We start from the raw sequence: 16,718 nt of genomic DNA on the forward strand, positions 1-16,718 counted from the left end.
TGAAATATTAAATTTTTTCCTGTAATGCTTTTATTTCATCTCTGAGCTTTGCGGCTTGCATAAAGTCTAAATCTTTAGCCGCCTTTTCCATAGCTTTTCGTTTTTCCCGGATGCGTTTTTCAATTTCGGTTTTTGAAAGGTATTCGGTCTCTTTTTCAGCCGCTTGATTTGCTTTGATCACAAAATCTGATTCTACGTAATTGTTTTTCATTAACGGATTTTCAATCGATTTGTTCAATGCTTTAGGAACCAGATTGTGCTTTTGGTTGTAATTCATTTGTTTTTCGCGACGATAATTTGTCTCGTCAATCGTTCGTTGCATAGAATCTGTAATTTTGTCGGCATACATAATGGCTTTTCCGTTAACATTACGCGCTGCACGACCAACAGTTTGTGTTAGCGAACGGTGGCTGCGTAAGAAACCTTCTTTATCAGCATCTAAAATGGCAACCAAAGAAACTTCGGGTAAATCCAGACCTTCCCGTAATAAGTTGACACCAATTAATACATCAAACAAACCTTTGCGCAGGTCTTGCATGATCTCTACACGTTCCAAAGTATCAATGTCACTATGGACATAACGGCAACGAATAGCAACTTTGGTTAGATATTTAGCTAATTCTTCGGCCATACGCTTGGTTAAAGTGGTGACTAAAACTCTTTCGTCAACTTCAACTCTTTGCTGAATTTCTTCAATCAGATCGTCGATCTGGTTGGCACTTGGGCGGACTTCTATAATAGGATCCAGTAGACCTGTAGGGCGAATAACTTGTTCCACATAGATACCTTCTGATTTTTTCAGTTCGTAATCTGCCGGAGTAGCGGAAACATAAACCACCTGATTTTGTAAACTTTCGAACTCTTCAAACTTTAACGGACGATTATCCATAGCTGCCGGTAATCGGAAACCATATTCCACTAAGTTCTCTTTACGGCTTCGGTCTCCGCCATACATCGCGTGAACCTGAGAAATGGTAACGTGACTTTCGTCAATGACCATTAGATAATCATCAGGGAAATAATCTAAAAGGCAGAAAGGACGAGTTCCGGGAGCTCTTCCGTCTAAATAGCGGGAATAGTTCTCAATACCCGAACAATATCCTAGTTCACGGATCATTTCCAAATCAAAATTGGTTCGTTCTTCTAATCGTTTGGCTTCTAAATGTTTGCCTATTTCTTTGAAATAATCGACTTGTTTAACTAAATCCTGTTGGATCTCCCAAATGGCTTTTTGCAATACATCAGGAGAAGTTACAAACATATTAGCCGGATAAATATTTAATTTTTCATAACGTTCAAGAACCTGAGAAGTTTTGGCATCAAAAGCCTCGATCTCTTCAATTTCATCCCCGAAAAAATGAATACGGAACGGTTCATCGGCATAACTAGGGAAAACTTCAACGGTATCGCCTTTTATACGGAAAGTTCCGGGAAGGAAATCGGCTTCAGTTCGGGCATATAAACTTTGAACTAATCGGTGTAATAATTTGGTTCTGGAAATTTCTTGTCCGTTCTCAATAGAAATTACATTCTTCTGAAATTCTACCGGATTACCGATACCGTATAAACAAGAGACGGACGCTACGACCAGAACATCTCTGCGTCCGGAGAGCAGAGCAGAAGTGGTGCTTAAACGCATTTTTTCCAGTTCATCATTGATGGAAAGGTCTTTTTCGATATAGGTTCCGGTAACAGGAATATAGGCTTCAGGCTGGTAATAGTCGTAATAAGATACGAAGTATTCTACAGCATTGTTCGGAAAAAATTGTTTGAATTCTGAATACAATTGAGCTGCTAACGTTTTGTTATGCGCTAAAACTAAAGTCGGGCGTTGTACTTCTTGAACAACATTAGCCATAGTAAATGTTTTTCCGGAACCGGTAACTCCTAAAAGAGTTTGGTACTTTTCACCATTAACGATACCGTCGGAAAGTTTTTTTATAGCTTGTGGCTGGTCACCTGTAGGCTGATATTCAGATACAACTTGGAATTTCATCTATTCGGAATAGTTTTTTGCAAATTTAAGCTAAACTTCCCAAAAGCAGATAAGACTTTGCGATTAAATGAAAAAGAGTATATTTGTTTCACCCTCAAAATAATATAGCTTATGAAAAAAATATTGGTTTCTTCTATTTTATTGTTGTTGACTAACATGTCTTTTTCGCAAACTTTTGTTCAGGCTTATTCCGATATTGTGAATCAGGTTTCCCAAACGAATGTCACTGATTATTTAACAGAATTTGAGGCATTAGGAATAAAAAGAAGAGGAACACAGCCTTTAGAAGATACCTATAACTGGCTTGTGAATAAATACCTAAGTTATGGCTATGTATCCGGACAAATGCAGGAAGATACTTTTACGAATGCAGGCTATACTTGTAAAAATCTGATTGTAACCAAAGTAGGAACGGTATATCCGAATACGTATGTGATTGTTTGCGGACATTACGATTCCATTGGCGGAACCGGAACTAATGATAACGGAAGCGGGACCGTGACCATTTTAGAAGCAGCCCGATTGTTGCAAAATGTAGATACGGAATATTCTATTAAATTTATTCATTTCAGCGGGGAAGAAGACGGTTTAGTAGGAAGCCAGCATTACGTTAATAACGTGGTCAATGCGACTACTCCTAAAATGGATATTCGTTTAGTTTTTAACATTGATGAAGTTGGCGGTGTAGCCGGAGTTACTAATAATACAATTACTTGTGAAAGAGATACGGGGAATCCTACGACAAACAATGCTGCGTCTACTACTGTTACCAATGAATTGATGACTTGTGTAGGTTTGTATTCGCCTTTAAATGCAAATTTATCATACGCTTATGCATCTGATTATATGCCTTTTGAGGATAATAATGAAATTATCACTGGTTTTTATGAGACCAATGAATCAACTCATCCGCATTCGTCAACGGATCTATTCGTTAATATGGATCCGGTTTATAATTATAATGTAGCGAAAGCAGCAACCGGAGCTATTTTACATTTTGCAATTGCTACTACGGCATTATCGGGCAATACTTTTGATAATGCGTTAAAAGTGAGTTTTTTTCCTAATCCGGTAAAAGATTATTTAAACATTAATTTCGGTACTTTAACAAATAAAAAGTCAAACTTAAAAATTATCGATAGCAACGGGAGAATAGTTCTGGAACAGAATTTTGAGAATCCGAAGGTTGTAGAGAACATCTGTATTACTGATCTTTCTAAAGGAATGTATCTGGTTAAACTGGGATCAGGCGATCAATTTATTCAAAAGAAGATCATAATTCAATAAAACAAAATGCGTCTCGTTTCTGAGAAGACTTATTTTAAACAATAAGTATAACTTAGAGCCAATTCACTATAATCTGCCTGTCCTAAATTACTACAAATTGAAGCTCCGATTGACAGGTTGTGTTTAGGGGAGTTTTTTGTGTTTAAGAGGTAATATTTTAAACCGAGCTTTCCGGCAACGAATCGCTTTACGTTGTAATAACCACCAAGTGTTCCGACTTCATAGGAATTGGTTTCAGGAATATATTTTTCGTCATTTAAACGATAATCTACTTTGTAAAAAGGCTTATCAATATTAAAGCCTAATTCAGCTTCAAAGGCAATATGATTTAATAAGAGTTCTCCATTGATGAATACTCCGTAAGTAGAAGAATTATAAAAGGCGTTTTTCTTTAATTCGGGATATTCTTCGTTAATTAGATAGCCTTCCGATTTGATATAATCATAATAACTTTCATAAAATCTGTAATATAATCCGATTCCTACTTTATAAGTGTTCTTATAAATTTTTCCATAAGAAAGAGCCACGTTATATACTTCTTTGTTTTTATTTTCTAATCGAGATAAAGAATGTTGTCCGATTCCGGTTCTGATAGAAAAGAACTTTACTGGTAGAGAACTGATAATAGAATCTTTTTCAAGGTTTACTTTTTCTTTCTGAAATTTAAAGTTTAGCCCTAAAAGAAAGGTGTTTAAACCATTGTTAGGCCATTTTACATGCCCATTAGAATGATGTGTATAACCTAAGCTGAGTCTTGTTTTTAAGTTGGAATTAGAAAACAGTGAATAGTATAAAAACATTCTGTAGGACCAAGTGAAATGGGTTGAAACCGCTTTGTTTGTCCAATTAGCACCATTATCATACGTTTTATCAAAATAAGAAACACCCATAGCAGTATTTAAAGCCAGTCCTTTGATTTTAGATTTCAGAAAAGGCAATTCAAGATAAGGTAAAAGAGAATAGGATGAACCGATGATCTGATTGTTACCGTAATTACTGTATTCAAAGGTAAGTCCTGTTTCCGGATGGTTTAATTCTTGAGACCAGGCAAGATCGGAATTGTGTTTTTTTCCGATGGAAAGGCTGGCAGTCTGATTTGCTTTTAATTCAGGAAAAAAGCTGTTTGCGGGTGAGGTTCTCCCTATTCCGTATTCTCCGTTAACGACAATTTGTGAGTAGACATTACTTAAATTAAGCAATATGAAGAACAGTATGAGTGTAAGATTGTAGTTTTGCTTCATAAAATAGTTTATGTTAATCCCAACATTCCATTAATAAAAGATCGCCTTGTTGGTGTTCAATAACTACAATTCCATCTTCAGTAGTATGATTACTGCTTCCGGTTCTGTATCCTATAGTTAATTCATCGTCTTTTAAAGGATAAAAAAGGTTTTGAGAGTGTATACCGCTTACTTTTCCAATGGGAATTAAAGAAAGCGGTGTGTTTTTCGGATACCATTTTTGAAATTTCTGAGGAAGAAGAAAAATCTTAGAGTGGTCATCTAAAATGACTATTTTTAAAGAATTACGGTAGCGAACAATATTTGTGATGTTCGTAATCGTGTGATCGGCTCTTTTTCCGGTGGCCCAAATAACATTTACAGCTTGGTGCCCTTTTTCAATAAGGAAATCAAACGCTTTTTCCAGATCTGTTTTATCTTGGTCCGGTGTGTGAATTATTTCTAAAGGGTACTGAGAATCTTTGTAGGAACCCGGATCAAAATCACGGTCAAAATCTCCTAATAAGACATCTACTTTTACACCTAATTCTAATACTCTGTCCATTGCTGAGTCCAGAACTATTACATAAGGAGACCACTCCAGTAATTGTCCCATTAGTTCGATGCTGCAAGAAGCACCGTTAGCAATGATTAATGCCGGTTCCTGATCGTCGCGTACAATATGATGTGAAGACATTTAAGAATTTAGAATTAGCCGTTTAGAATTGCGAAATTAGCAATAATTATTCAACTATGTAATTCATTGTGTCAATTTCTGATAATCTGAAAAACCCTAAAGCATAATTGTCAAAATCAGTCTGGTTCACCAGATTTCCCCGTACGGTAGCCGGTGGTGTTTGAAAAGGGCTTCCGCTGTTATCTCCGGCAATACTCAATAAAATGTTCATGTAATTGTAATAGGTCTCAGAAATTCCTTGAAGTGTACAGGTAACATCATCACCCGCCTGCATGTCTTCATTAATATAAAGACCGAACATTTGATTTCCCTGAAAAAATTCATCATCAACGACTGTATATTCGGGTAGGGAAGTAAAACTACCGGTAAACTGGATCAGGTAAAAGTTATCTTCATTTCCGTTGTCTTGAAAGAAAAACTTAAGTTCTATTTCATCTCCGGTAAAACCGCCATTATCATTTTGAGAAACACTATCAATAGTAGGAACAGCTTTTAATGTTTCTGTAGCAGTGTAAATTTCTCCGTTATAGTTTACGGTTAATGTATAGATCCCGTCAATTGTCGGAATAAAATTTCCGCAAATATATTGCCCCGTTCCCGGATTTTCGGTAAAGTTAAACTGATTACTGTTTTCATCTGTGATGTAAACAGTTGCACCTGAAACTTTAGGGACATCTGTAGTGTAGTAATCTCCCGTAGTCGTTAAATAAATGATTTGTTCGTTTCCGGAAGTTCCTTTTTGCCATTTGATAGAGGCATCTACAACTAATTTTGGAGGAGCTGTATCCAGATCAACATTAACAACATCTTCACAACTGATTAAACTCAAAAGGATCAGTAAAAGCGGAAGAAAAAAGCTTACTATTTTATAAATAATTTTAACCATGACTAAAATTTAAAATTATAGGTTACACTAGGAACAATACCGAAAATCGACAATCGAACAGCTTCGTTTTGTCCGGAATCCTGATTTTGTCTGAAACTGATGGAAGCCGCATTTTTTCTGCTGTATAAATTATAGATTCCGAATACCCATTCGCCGTACCAATTTCTGTTTTTATTTTTGCTAGGAACCAAAGTCGCAGAAACATCTAAACGATGATAAGCTGGCAAACGATCTTCATTTCGTAAACCGTAGGTCGGCACAGTAATACCCTGATACTGATATTGTCCATTAGGATAGGTAACAGGTTGTCCGCTTTGTAGTGTAAAGATGCTGCTAAAACTCCATTTACTGTTTAGTTGATACATCGCTGTAACGGAAAGGTTATGTAGTTTATCCCAACCGGTTTTGTACCATTCTCCATTGTTGATCCCGGTTTCATTAGCCGTTCTTCCCGGAGTTCGTTGTTCAGAACGTGAAAGCGTGTAGGATACCCAGCCTGTCAGGTTGCCATTGTTTTTTCGAGCTAACAGTTCCAATCCATAGGCCCTGGCTTCTCCTTTTAAAACGACTTGTTCAATATCATCATTCGCAATTAGGTCGGCACCGTCAATATAATCCAATCTGTTTTTTACTTTTTTATAGAAAGTTTCTGCTTCTAAAGTGTAATCTCCGTTCTTAATATTTCTGAAATATCCCAATGCTACCTGATCTAAAATCTGTGGTTTCAGGTAATCGTCACTTGGTGCCCAAACATCCAGTGGAGTAGGAGATTGTGTATTAGAGATCAGATGTAGATACTGTGTCATTCGATTATAGCTAGCTTTTACCGAACTGTTTTCGTTTAGTGTATAAGCCAATGAGAAACGCGGTTCTAAGTATCCGAATTGCGAAATAATATCATTTTTGCCATATTTTTGAGTGCCGACGGGTGTCGCTTTCTCGTAAATTTGATAAGCTTCATTGAAGATAACAGCTTCGTTATTTGCATATAAATTGATCTCTTCATCTCCTAGGCGATAGAATTTACTATAACGGAGACCGTAGTTCACGGTTAGTTTTTTTGAGATCTTTTGTTCGATATCAGCATAAATTGAAGGCTCAAAAGCATATTTTTTAGCCAATTGATCCGGATTGATTCCTGAATCAGTACCGGTCGGCTCTATTTTTCCGGGATTGAAATCATAGTAGATCGCATTAGCACCGTAGAATAATTTGATCTTATCGGAAAGATAATGTTTGAAATCGTATTTCAGATTGTAATTCTTTATGTCGCTATCCCAATTGAATCCTATAAAGTCTAAGGTTAAACCGTAATAGTAATCACTGTAAATAACTGATAGGTTAGAGAATAATTTTTCGGAGAATAAATGATTCCACCTTAAGTTGAAAACAGAATTACCGTAGGTGTTTTTAAATTGGTCATTGAGACTGAATACATCTCTGCCGAAATATCCGGAAATAAATAAACTATTGTTGTCATTTAATTGATAGCTCAGTTTGGTATTTAAGTCATAAAAGTAAGCAGAATTGTTGTTTCCGGTCATTTTAAGGAACAAGTGAGCGTATGAGCTTCTTCCGGCAACTAAAAACGAGCCTTTGTCTTTAACAATAGGACCTTCTGCTAATAGCCGACTGGAGATCAGTCCGATTCCGCCGTTCATGTGAAAGTCGGAATTGTTTCCGTCTTTTTGGTAAATTTCTAAGACAGAAGCAACCCGTCCGCCGAAACGGGCAGGAATTCCTCCTTTGTATAGTTTGATATCTTTTATGGCATCTGTATTAAAAACAGAAAAGAAGCCGAACAAGTGAGAGGAATTGTAAAGTGTAGCTTCGTCCAGTAAAATTAAATTTTGATCGGCTGCACCGCCACGGACATTGAATCCGGATTGCCCTTCACCGGCATTGGTAACGCCGGGTAGTGTCAGTATGGATTTCAGTACGTCAGTTTCTCCTAAAACCACCGGCATTTTTTTGATGGTAGCTGCGGTTATTTTATGAGTACTCATTTCCGGTTTTTGAATATTGACTTTATTCGGATTTTCAGTAACTATAATTTCCTGGAGATTCTGTAGCGATTCTTTTAGATTAATATTGATCTTCTTGTTTTTATTCAAATTGATTTTTTGAGTAAAATCACCAAAACCAATATAACTAACCCATAATGTGTATTCGCCTTCAGGCAAGGTTAGCGAATAAAAACCGTATTCATTTGTAGTGGTTCCGGTTTTTAATTCTGTAATAGCAATGGTAACACCAATGAGTGTTTCTCCTGATAGACTGTCTTTTACTGTTCCGCTTATCGTGAATTTTTCCTGAGAATAACTGATAAATCCGATAAAAAAGAATAAAAAAATACTAACTTGCCTAATGTTTGTCAACATGGTATATTTTTTGAGTTACAAATTTGACGATTAATATTGCTTTTTGTTTCAAAACAATTGTTAATCATTGGTTAATTTGTGGTAAAATAGACTGCTTTTAAATAGATTTGTTTTAAAAATAGGTATTGATGAAAAATCAATTAGTATTTGTGTTTTTTTTAGTTACTGCTTCGGTTTTTGCCCAGATCGATACTAAAAAAGAATCTTTGAACTTAGACCTTAGGCTGCCAAGTAGCAGTACTAATTCTTTTGATGGTTCTTCTTTGCCAAGTCTGGATTATAAAAGCCCTTTTGAAAATAATGACGATAATATTTTAAAAAGATATTCGATATTAAATAAGAAAGAGGAAACTAAAAGTGTCTTTGATAAGACGACTGATTTTAAGAATCCGGGAGATGAGGTAAAGGATAAATTGAATGGAGAGATCAACAGAGACGGAGATTGGGAAGACGTCTTCTTCGGTAAATTTGTGGTGCATACCTCGTCGATTATAGTGAAGATGAGGGATTATATGGATCCGGACGGGGACAGAGTAAGAATCATGTTGAATGCGGAAACCATGTATTCAAATGAGCTTTTAGAGGGGCATTATAACACCTATATTATTAATCTGAGAGAAGGAGATAATTTAGTTAACATTATGGCTCTTAATCAAGGGCTTGCAGGACCTAATACAGCAAACTTTGCGATCTACGATGCTAATGAAAATTTGATTACAGCTAACGATTGGAATTTAAAAACAGGAGTTTCGGCAAAATTTACTATAGAATATGTTAAACCGATGGATGAGTAAACTCACTCTTATCCTTTAAAAAAATAAAAACGGCTTCTGATTTCAGAAGCCGTTTTTTTATAAATTGAGAATTTTATTCTTAATTCAATTTTGCTAAGATAGCATTAAAAGTCTCGCTAGGACGCATTGCTTTAGTGGTCAATTCTTCATTCGGGTGATAATAACCGCCAATATTTTGCGCTTTACCTTGAGCAGCAATCAACTCTTCGTTGATCTTAGCTTCGTTTGCATTTAATTCAGCAGCGATCGGAGCAAATTTAGCTTTCAATTCAGCGTCTTTATCCTGATTAGCCAAAGCGTTAGCCCAGTATAATGCTAAATAGAAGTGAGAACCTCTGTTATCAATTCCGCCAATTTTACGAGCAGGAGATTTGTCGTTCTCTAAGAACTTTTCAGTAGCATCGTCTAAAGTTTCAGAAAGGACTAAAGCTTTAGCATTGTTGTACAAATTTCCTAAATGTTCGTAAGAAACGCCAAGAGCTAAAAATTCACCTAGAGAATCCCAACGCAAATAGCCTTCCTGCAAGAATTGTTCAATATGTTTAGGAGCTGATCCTCCGGCACCTGTTTCAAACAATCCGCCACCATTCATCAATGGTACAATTGAAAGCATTTTAGCAGAAGTACCAACCTCTAAAATAGGGAATAAGTCTGTTAAATAGTCACGTAAAACGTTTCCGGTAACAGAAATTGTATCTAAACCTTTAACGATTCTTTCTAAAGAGAATTTAGTAGCATCAACAGGGTTCATAATACGGATGTCTAATCCGGTTGTATCGTAATCTTTTAAATAAGTATTTACTTTTTTGATCAGTTCTCTGTCATGAGCTCTGTTTTCGTCTAACCAGAAAATAGCAGGAACTCCCGTAGCTTTAGCTCTGTTCACAGCTAGTTTTACCCAGTCTTGAATAGGCGCATCTTTTGTTTGGCACATTCTGAAAATATCTCCGGCTTCAACTTTTTGTTCCATTAAAGTATTTCCTTCTGCATCTTTTACCGCTACGGTACCATTTGCAGTCATTTGGAATGTTTTGTCATGAGAACCATATTCTTCAGCTTTTTGAGCCATCAAACCTACATTAGGAACACTTCCCATAGTTTTTGGATCTAAAGCTCCGTTTTCTTTACAAAAATCGATAGTTGCCTGATAAACGCCTGCATAACATCTGTCCGGAATATTGGCTTTTGTATCTTGTGATTTACCTTCTTTATTCCACATTTGCCCTGAATTACGGATCATGGCAGGCATTGAAGCATCTACAATTACATCTGAAGGAACATTTAAGTTCGTAATACCTTTATCAGAATTTACCATAGCTAAATCCGGACCATTTGCAATAGCCTCGTTTATAGCTGTTTTGATTTCCTCTTCTTTGGCATGTCCGGCAATTTTAGCATACACATCGCCTAAACCGTTACGAGTATCTACACCTAATTCTTCAAACAAGTCATTGTATTTGGCAAAAACATCTTTGAAATATACTTCGACAAAAGCACCGAACATGATCGGATCAGATACTTTCATCATTGTAGCTTTTAAGTGAACAGAAAATAAAACACCTTTAGCTTTTGCATCTTCTACTTGTTCAGAAATGAATTTTTTCAAAGCTTTCATGCTCATTACAGCAGAATCAATAACCTCTCCTGCTTTTAAAGGAGCAGCGGCTTTTAAAGTGGTAGTGTTTCCGTTCTCATCAGTAAATTCAATGGCAAAGCTATTGGCTTCATTAACAGTAACTGATTTTTCAGAACCATAAAAATCACCTTCTTCCATGTGAGAAACATGTGATTTAGAATCTTTTGACCAAGCTCCCATAGAGTGCGGATGAGCTTTAGCATAATTTTTAACGGCTTTAGGCGCACGACGGTCAGAGTTTCCTTCACGTAATACAGGATTAACTGCAGAACCTAATACTTTAGCATATTTAGCTTTAATTGCTTTTTCTTCGTCATTTTTTGGTTCTTCCGGAAAATTAGGAACAGCATATCCTTGTGATTGTAATTCTGTAATAGCTGCTTTTAATTGCGGAACAGATGCAGAAATATTCGGTAGTTTAATGATATTAGCCTCCGGAGTGGTTGCCAGTTGTCCTAATTCACTTAAAGCATCATTAACTTTTTGATCGTCTTTTAAGAACTCGGGAAAATTAGCTAAAATTCTTCCTGCTAAAGAGATGTTTCTTGTGTCTAAAGTAATGTTGGCAGGTTTAGAAAAGGCTTGTACAATCGGTAAAAATGAATGTGTGGCTAACATAGGAGCCTCATCGGTAATCGTATAGATGATTTTTGGTTGATTTGACATGAAAATTTATTTTTAAGTTTGTTTGTTTTTTAAGAATTTCAAAAGAAAATCTCGCAAATATAACAATTTTACAGTGAATTTCAGACGAATAGCTCTCGAAAACGATTGAATTGAGAATATGATAATTTATAAGGAATATTTTTTGAAATCCTTAATTTTAAGAAGATGAAAAGTGCGTAAAATAAAAAAGTCTCAACATTGTTGAGACTTTTTTATTTTTTTCGAAAGAGAAAAACAGATTATCTTCTTCTTTCTTTAATTTTTGCTTTTTTACCGGTAAGTTCTCTGAAGTAGAAGATACGAGCTCTACGAACTTTACCTCTTTGATTCACTTCGATTTTTTGTAAAGCCGGCATATTGATAGGGAAGATACGCTCAACACCTACTGATCCGGACATTTTACGGATAGTGAAAGTTTCAGTTAAACCAGCACCTCTTTTTTGGATTACAACTCCTTTGAAGAACTGAGTTCTTGTTTTTTCACCCTCTTTAATTTCGTAATACACAGTAATTGTGTCCCCTGAATTAAATTCAGGAAAATCTTTTTTTGCTACAAATTCGCTTTGTACGAAATCAACTAAATTAGCCATTTTATTTAATATAAAAGTTTGATTCAGAATAACATATCACGTCTTTCGCCAGAGGTTAGTCCAAATGTGGGTGCAAATATATAAAAAAAATTGAATTCTTAATTTTGAATTCTTAATTTTTTACATCAGTTCGTGAATTTAAGTTCAAAATCGATTCTTTTTCAGAAGAAAATAAATATCTGAGGTTGTTGTGAATAGGACCTCAATTTTAAAAATTATTCTTTCATAAAACGCATTTTATATTCACTGGGAGAAATTAATTCTACTCGTTTAAAAATTCTATTGAAATAAGAAGGGCTGTTAAACCCGCATTCCATATAAATTTCTTTGATCTGCTTTTTAGGATCTCTTAATAATTCAGTGGCTAATTTTATACGTTCATTATTAATAAAATCGATAGGAGAAAGGTTCAATTCGTTTTTAAAAACCCTATAAAAATGCGATTCACTCATATAAGCTTTGTTACTCAATTCTTTGATCGTAAGGTTTTTGTCTAAATTTTGTCGGATATAATCAACAATAAAGGCTAATCGGTTGTTTATAGCTAACGATTTAGAGTCGTTAACTAACTGGCTTCTGGTTTCAGCCTGTAAAATTCTGATGACTAATTCTCGTAGCATAAAATCAGCGAAGATGTCTTTAGAACGGTGATTTTCAGTGAAAAGAAATAATAATCGTTCAATAATTTGCTGAATAGCCATATCATTGGTAAAATGGAAATTATAATCCTTAAATTCCCATTCACCGTCTATTTTAGCTCTTCTTTCATTCATGTCGTCAATGGTTTTCCTAATCATTTCTTCAGAAATAGTCATTGCCAAACATTTTGTAGGCGTATCTAAACTTGCTTCAGGAAAATCAACGGTCATCAGTTCATTTGCAGGTAAAATTAATGATTCGCCGGGCAAAAAATCAAAAGAGTCCATTCCTCTGAGATGCATTACTTTTTTACCCTCAAACATAGTTGCTAAAACCGGATGCCTGAACTTTAATAAAAAATTCTTCTCCGTTTGATGGGTTTCAAAAATGTGCATTTCGGCACTATTTAAAGTATGAGAGGTTTTGTTCTCAACCCAAGTTTCTAATTTTCGATTTTGATATATTTTGTCTGTAATGTTCATTAAAAAATGAAAGTTAAACTTAAATTAAAGTACGGAATATAAAAATTAAAAAAATGATAGAATTGTGATATATTTTAGCAGAATACTTCAAATTCTTCTCTAAAGTTACTGATATTTTTACATAAATGAAAAAAATATTCTTATGAAAGCAATGGTATATTATGGCGATCATAACATTAAGTTAGAGGAAAAGCCAAAACCGACGATCCTGAAACCAACAGACGTGATTGTAAAAGTTTTAAAAACAACGATTTGTGGTACAGATCTAGGAATTTACAAAGGTAAAAACCCGGAAATAGCCAGTGGCCGGATTTTAGGGCATGAAGGAGTAGGGATTATAGAAGAAGTTGGAAGTAGTGTAAGCCAATTTAAAGCAGGGGACAAAGTACTTATTTCTTGTATCTCAGCATGTGGATCTTGTTCCTATTGTAAAAAACAAATGTATTCGCATTGTAAAGATGGCGGATGGATTTTAGGGTATATGATAGACGGTGTTCAGGCAGAATACGTACGTATTCCTCATGCAGATAACAGCTTGCATAAAATTCCGTCAACTATTGATGATGAAACGGCTGTTTTGTTAAGCGATATTTTACCTACCGGACATGAAATCGGAGTGCAATACGGAAATGTTAAACCGGGTGATGAAATTGCTATTGTAGGAGCAGGACCTGTTGGAATGTCAGCCTTATTGACAGCTCAGTTTTATTCGCCTTCTAAAATTATAATGATAGATTTGGATGAAAACCGTTTGGAAATGGCAAAAGAATTAGGCGCTACACATAGTATTAATTCCGGAAGTGAGAACGTAGAAGAGGTTATCAAAAAAATAGTAGAAGAAGAGGGAGTAGATGTAGCGATCGAGGCAGTAGGTATTCCGCAAACTTGGGATATTTGTCAAAAAATAGTGAAACCGGGCGGACATATTGCTAATGTAGGGGTTCATGGTAAAAAAGTAGACTTTGAAATTGAAAAGTTATGGATAAAGAACCTGACCATTACTACAGGTTTAGTAAATACGAATACAACACCAATGTTGCTTAAAGCGGCAGCGACCAATAAATTACCACTGAAAAAAATGATCACTCATCATTTTAAACTGGATGAACTTGAGCATGCCTATCAGGTTTTTCTGGATGGTGCAAAAGAAAAAGCAATTAAAATTATTATTTCAAATGAATAGAAAAAATCCCGGCTGAAAAGTCGGGATTTTTTATAAGTTAATAAGTTTCAATTTAGAAATTTACTCTTCTAACAGATCAGGTCTTCGTTCTTTGGTGTGCTCATAGGCTTTTTGTTCACGCCATTTTTCGATCTCCGGAAAATTACCGCTTAATAAGATATCAGGAACCTTTAGGCCTTTGTATTCTGCCGGACGTGTATAAATAGGATGTGACAATAAATTATCCTGAAAACTATCTGTCAGAGCAGAGGTTTCATCACTTAAAACACCGGGAATTAAGCGAATGATCGAATCACACAATACAATAGCTCCGATCTCCCCGCCACTCAGTACATAATCACCGATAGAGATTTCTTTAGTGATGTGCATATCCCGAACTCTTTGGTCAACACCTTTGTAATGTCCGCATAGAATAATGATATTTTCCAACATTGACATGGAATTAGCCATTTTTTGATCGAGAGTTTCTCCGTCAGGTGTCATGTATATGATCTCGTCATAATGACGCTCACTTTTTAATTTGGAAATACACAGATCAATTGGCTCAACCATCATAACCATACCGGCACCGCCTCCGAACTGATAATCGTCTACGTTTTTATGCTTGTTAGTACTGTAATCTCTTAGATTATGAAAGTGTACCTCAACTAAACCTTTTTGAATGGCACGTTTCATGATAGAGCCTTCAAACGGGCTACGAAGCAGATCAGGTAAAACGGTGATGATATCAATGCGCATGGAAAAAATATTTTACTGACGCAAAGGTAAAACTTTAAAGTAAACTTACCTATTGAAACGGTATTATACTCCCAAATCACTTAAATGATTGTCAATATAATTCCAGACTAAATAGTTCCAATCGTTATAAGTCATTCTGCCCCAAAAAGGATGGTGCATGCGCATGATGGCATGTTTGCCTTGATTTCCGATGCGGTTGATCTTCTGGATCAGTTCTTCTTTGAGTTGCGATTTATTTGCTTCTTTAGGTGTTTTACGTTTGTAAAACCTTTGCGATTCATCATAAATAACTGATTTGATGAACTGATCTTTAAAAAAACGACACATGACTTTTCTGACTTGATCCACCTTAACGTCTTGTTTGCCGAAAGCAATGTCTAACTCTAAGAGAGATTGACGAAATAGCATTTCGGCAGTAAAATTACCGCTAATTGTTTTTGAATCTTCATCTAACAGATGTATTCTCATAATAATCTGTTTGTTATCAAGGGCGTTAAAAATACTTTTCATACACTTGATTTTTGTGTTAACAATAAATACAATAACAGTCTTGTGAAGGGGGGGATCGTTGCTTACAACAGAGTGTTGTAACGAGTTAATAGAAATAAAAATTTCTTGTCAGTGACAATTTAAGAAAAAAAATCGTAATAAAAAGTTAATTTTTTAAACTTAATTATTTTTTTACAATTAATGAATAAAGCATCGGGATTTTATTTTCTAAATGCTGAATTCTGTATTTGCCTTTTTCAAATTCGATCGTCTTATTGAAACAATTATAAGGAGAATAATCAAATTCCTGAAAATCAGTCAGCGTTAAACCGTTTTGGAGTAAGGCAGTAAGGACTTCTGCTAAGGAATGGTTCCAACCGACATAATCGGTTTTGATGTCAGCCTCTTTTTGAGCATAGGTTCCGGTATACGATTCTATGATCGGTCTTTCGTTATGATAATGGTAATTAACTTTTGTAAAATCATCATCAAACATCCATACTACCGGATGAAATTCTACAAAGACCAGTTTACCTCCTGGTTTTAAACATTTTGAAATGACTTCAGCCCATTTGTTCAGATCCGGTAACCAACCGATGACACCGTAACTGGTATAAACGATATCAAATTGTTCTTTAACATATTCCGGAGTGTCATACACATTGCAACAAATGAACCGGGCATCTAACCCTAATTGGTCATTCAGTTTTCGGGCTTCTTCTATAGCTTTATCAGAAATGTCTATTCCGGTAACCTGAGCTCCCATGCGTGCCAGAGACAAAGAATCTTGACCGAAATGGCATTGTAAGTGCAGGATTTTTTTACCGGAGACATCTCCTAAGAGTTTCAGGTCAAGATCAGGCAGCGTATTCTTTCCGTTTAAAAAACCTTCCATATCATAGAAATCAGAATCAATGTGTACCGGAACTTTAGTGTTCCAGGTTTGTTTGTTGATTTCAAAATAATTTTCGTAGTTCATTTTAAATCGTATTACCGGTGATCAGGATTGCTAAAAGATGTCCTTTAGGGTCAAA

General features: G+C 35.5%; 14 protein-coding genes. 3 read left to right on the forward strand and 11 right to left on the reverse strand.

All coding sequences use genetic code 11. The features are described from left to right. Positions 1–7: 7 nt before the first annotated feature. A complete protein-coding gene (uvrB, locus tag NHF50_RS12915) occupies positions 8–1,996 on the reverse strand; it encodes an excinuclease ABC subunit UvrB (RefSeq protein WP_252776848.1) in 1,989 nt (662 codons plus the stop codon). Positions 1,997–2,107: 111 nt separating this feature from the next. Between uvrB and NHF50_RS12920 the strand changes: the two genes are divergently transcribed. Next, the gene (locus NHF50_RS12920; RefSeq protein ID WP_252776849.1) at positions 2,108–3,283 is read left to right on the forward strand and encodes a M28 family peptidase; all 1,176 of its coding nucleotides are present in this window, start codon (positions 2,108–2,110) and stop codon (positions 3,281–3,283) included. A gap of 29 nt (positions 3,284–3,312) precedes the next feature. Here the strand turns inward: NHF50_RS12920 and NHF50_RS12925 are convergent, their stop codons facing one another. From NHF50_RS12925 to NHF50_RS12940, 4 genes are read right to left on the reverse strand one after another with little or no spacing between them, the layout of a single operon-like run. After that, complete coding sequence (locus tag NHF50_RS12925; protein WP_252776850.1) at positions 3,313–4,524, reverse strand: acyloxyacyl hydrolase; 1,212 nt, start codon at positions 4,522–4,524, stop codon at positions 3,313–3,315. A 13-nt stretch (positions 4,525–4,537) separates the two neighbouring features. Next, positions 4,538–5,200 (reverse strand): thiamine diphosphokinase, encoded by a 663-nt coding sequence (locus NHF50_RS12930; RefSeq protein WP_252776851.1) that lies wholly within the window; start codon positions 5,198–5,200, stop codon positions 4,538–4,540. A 46-nt stretch (positions 5,201–5,246) separates the two neighbouring features. Continuing rightward, entirely contained in the window at positions 5,247–6,086 is an 840-nt protein-coding gene (locus tag NHF50_RS12935) for a DUF4249 family protein (RefSeq protein ID WP_252776853.1), read from the reverse strand. Between the two features lie 2 nt (positions 6,087–6,088). Beyond that, a complete protein-coding gene (locus NHF50_RS12940) occupies positions 6,089–8,467 on the reverse strand; it encodes a TonB-dependent receptor (protein ID WP_252776854.1) in 2,379 nt (792 codons plus the stop codon). 128 nt (positions 8,468–8,595) lie between these two features. Here NHF50_RS12940 and NHF50_RS12945 point away from each other — a divergent pair, with 128 nt between their 5' ends. Next, positions 8,596–9,261 carry a hypothetical protein gene (locus tag NHF50_RS12945; protein ID WP_252776855.1) on the forward strand — a complete coding sequence of 222 codons (666 nt, stop codon included), beginning with the start codon at positions 8,596–8,598 and terminating at the stop codon, positions 9,259–9,261. 79 nt (positions 9,262–9,340) lie between these two features. Here NHF50_RS12945 and NHF50_RS12950 read toward each other — a convergent pair whose 3' ends face one another. The 3 genes from NHF50_RS12950 to NHF50_RS12960 form a co-directional block, all read right to left on the reverse strand. Continuing rightward, positions 9,341–11,563 carry an NADP-dependent isocitrate dehydrogenase gene (locus NHF50_RS12950; RefSeq protein WP_252776856.1) on the reverse strand — a complete coding sequence of 741 codons (2,223 nt, stop codon included), beginning with the start codon at positions 11,561–11,563 and terminating at the stop codon, positions 9,341–9,343. A gap of 239 nt (positions 11,564–11,802) precedes the next feature. Continuing rightward, positions 11,803–12,153: a 50S ribosomal protein L19 gene (rplS, locus tag NHF50_RS12955; RefSeq protein WP_109570048.1), complete on the reverse strand. Its 351-nt coding sequence runs from the start codon at positions 12,151–12,153 to the stop codon at positions 11,803–11,805. 215 nt (positions 12,154–12,368) lie between these two features. Beyond that, entirely contained in the window at positions 12,369–13,274 is a 906-nt protein-coding gene (locus tag NHF50_RS12960) for an AraC family transcriptional regulator (protein WP_252776857.1), read from the reverse strand. A 142-nt stretch (positions 13,275–13,416) separates the two neighbouring features. On the opposite strand from NHF50_RS12960, the gene NHF50_RS12965 reads away from it, so the two are divergent. Beyond that, positions 13,417–14,457: a zinc-dependent alcohol dehydrogenase family protein gene (locus tag NHF50_RS12965; RefSeq protein ID WP_252776858.1), complete on the forward strand. Its 1,041-nt coding sequence runs from the start codon at positions 13,417–13,419 to the stop codon at positions 14,455–14,457. Positions 14,458–14,517: 60 nt separating this feature from the next. Here NHF50_RS12965 and trmD read toward each other — a convergent pair whose 3' ends face one another. The 3 genes from trmD to NHF50_RS12980 form a co-directional block, all read right to left on the reverse strand. Next, positions 14,518–15,195 (reverse strand): tRNA (guanosine(37)-N1)-methyltransferase TrmD, encoded by a 678-nt coding sequence (gene trmD, locus NHF50_RS12970; RefSeq protein ID WP_252776859.1) that lies wholly within the window; start codon positions 15,193–15,195, stop codon positions 14,518–14,520. A gap of 63 nt (positions 15,196–15,258) precedes the next feature. Next, positions 15,259–15,705: a hypothetical protein gene (locus tag NHF50_RS12975; RefSeq protein WP_109570050.1), complete on the reverse strand. Its 447-nt coding sequence runs from the start codon at positions 15,703–15,705 to the stop codon at positions 15,259–15,261. 163 nt (positions 15,706–15,868) lie between these two features. Then, a complete protein-coding gene (locus NHF50_RS12980; protein ID WP_252776860.1) occupies positions 15,869–16,663 on the reverse strand; it encodes a bifunctional 2-polyprenyl-6-hydroxyphenol methylase/3-demethylubiquinol 3-O-methyltransferase UbiG in 795 nt (264 codons plus the stop codon). Positions 16,664–16,718 lie beyond the last annotated feature (55 nt).

The organism is Flavobacterium sp. NRK F10, from assembly GCF_024054235.1.
Lineage (GTDB): Bacteria > Bacteroidota > Bacteroidia > Flavobacteriales > Flavobacteriaceae > Flavobacterium > Flavobacterium sediminis.